Annotated in this window: 2 protein-coding genes; both read right to left on the bottom strand. The window is 68.4% G+C overall.

Features of this window, described 5'->3' with window-relative positions; genetic code table 11:
* Window positions 1–112: 112 nt before the first annotated feature.
* Window positions 113–769, bottom strand: a complete 657-nt coding sequence (locus tag AC1DZ6_RS24310) for a cysteine hydrolase family protein (protein WP_477099672.1) — start codon at window positions 767–769, stop codon at window positions 113–115.
* Window positions 766–1,830, bottom strand: a complete 1,065-nt coding sequence (locus AC1DZ6_RS24305; RefSeq protein ID WP_477099671.1) for an LLM class flavin-dependent oxidoreductase — start codon at window positions 1,828–1,830, stop codon at window positions 766–768. The genes AC1DZ6_RS24310 and AC1DZ6_RS24305 overlap by 4 nt, the downstream gene beginning before the upstream one ends.
* Window positions 1,831–1,940: the final 110 nt, after the last annotated feature.

Below are 1,940 nucleotides of genomic sequence, written 5' to 3'. Positions count from 1 at the left end.
ACGTAGCGCAGCGAAGATCCGGGACCGCCGGAAGCGCCGAGCTCACGCGTCGGTCCCGGATCGGCGCGCTTCGCGCTTGTCCGGGAAGACAGGACTTGGTTGGATTGAAGGATCATTTGACCGCCCAAGCCGCCGCCACGGCCGCCGTGTCGGTCAGGATCGCGCTGTTCAGTTCCATCACCTTCAGCGACGCCTCATGGATGTCCGCCTCGTAGGCGGCGCAGGCGTCGGCGGCGACGAACACGTGGTAGTCCAGGCTGAAGGCGTCGCGCACGGTGCTGTCCACGCAGCACTCGGTGGTCAGGCCGGCCACCACCAGGGTGTCGACGCCCATCTCGGTCAGCTTCAGGTCCAGGTCGGTGCCGACGAAACCGCTGTAGCGAGTCTTGGGCACCACCAGCTCGCCCGACAGCGGCTTGGGTCCGTAGAACTCCGACCCCACCTGCCCGGCCCGGCACAGGGCCGCGTCGACATCGGGATCGCCGCCGCGACGGCGCATGCGCTCGTTCCAGGCGGCGGAGTCGGTCTCGGGCGTGGTGTGCAGGCCCACGAACACCACCGGCACGCCGGCCGCGCGGGCGTCGGCGGCCAACTTTTCGGCCGCCGCCAGGGCCGGCTCGACCACGCTCATGTCGATGAAGCCGCCCAGCGCGCCGTCCGGCGAGGCGAAGTCCACCTGCATGTCGATGATCAGCACGGCGGTGCGACCTGGCGCGATCCAGCCGGTCAGGTCGTCCGTCGCCGAAGCTGTCGGGCTCACGGCGTTCACGAATAGACCGCCCGCAGACCCGGCAGGATGTCGGCGCCGAACATGGTCAGGCCCTCGACATAGTCGGGGAAGATCAGCATCAGGCCGTCCAGCTCGCAGTAGGTGACGAACTCCTCGATCTGCTCGCGGCAGGTGGCGGGCGAGCCGACCACCGTGTGGGTCATGAAGGCGCCCTGCTGGGCCGCGACGCTGTCCAGCTTGTCGGCCGGCACGCCCCAGCTGGCCAGCATGGCCAGGATCGCGCCCATGTCGGCGCCGTCCTTGTAGTGCTCGACCATGGCGGCGGCCTTGGCGTCGGTGTCGCCGTGGACCACCGTGCACATGGCGTAGGTCTTGATGGTCTTGCCCATGGCCTCGGCGGCCTTCTTGGCGCGCAGCGAGGCGTCGCGGCGCTCGTCGGGCGTGCGGCCGCCGATGAAGCAGACGTCGGCCTCGCGCACCGAGAACTGGAAGCCGCGGTCGCTCATGCCCGCGCAGACGATCTCGGGACGCGGCTTGGACAGCGGCTTGGGCTTGGACTGGCAATCCTTCATGTTGAAGAACTTGCCGGCGAAATCGACGCTGTCCTCCGACCACAGGCGCTTGACCACCGTGGTCCATTCCTCGGTCAGGGCGTAGCGGTCGTCGTGGGACAGGCTGTCGTCCCAGGCGCCCATCTGGTCGAACTCGCCCTTGTAGGCGCCGGCCACGATGTTGAGGCCCGCGCGGCCGCCGCTGATGTGGTCCAGGGTGGAGATCATCTTGGCGGCCACGGCCGGGTTCTGCAGCAGCGGGTGGATGGTGGCCCAGATGCGGACGTTCTTGGTGGCTTCCGCGATGCCAGCCATCATCGTCACCGACTCCAGGGCCGTGCCCCAGTGGTCGGTCTCGCCGCCAAAGCCGCGGAACTTGCCCATGGACATCACGAAGTCCATGCCGACCTGGTCGGCGGTGACCGCCGCGGCCTTGTTCTGCTGGTAGAGGCCGTCGAGGACCGGGGTGGTCTTGGAGATGATCCAGCCGCCGTTGGCGACCGGGAGGAACACCCCGAAGTCCTTGTGCTTGGATGGGCTGTGGAACATAGCGGCTCCTCCTTACGCGGCGTCTTGAAGCATACTGGGGACCGGTTCGGCGACCGGCTCTTGTGCGGCGGCTTTGCGCGGCGGCCGCATGAAGCAGGCCGCCACGAAGA

Source organism: Caulobacter sp. P1_B12_2 (assembly GCF_056406675.1).
Note: the sequence above shows the minus strand (reverse complement) of the source record. Positions and strands in the feature narration are given on the sequence as shown.

Excerpts from the sequence above, each read along its gene's own strand:
- AC1DZ6_RS24305 (WP_477099671.1), bottom strand. The coding sequence starts at position 1,830 with ATGTTCCACAGCCCATCCAAGCACAAGGACTTCGGGGTGTTCCTCCCG.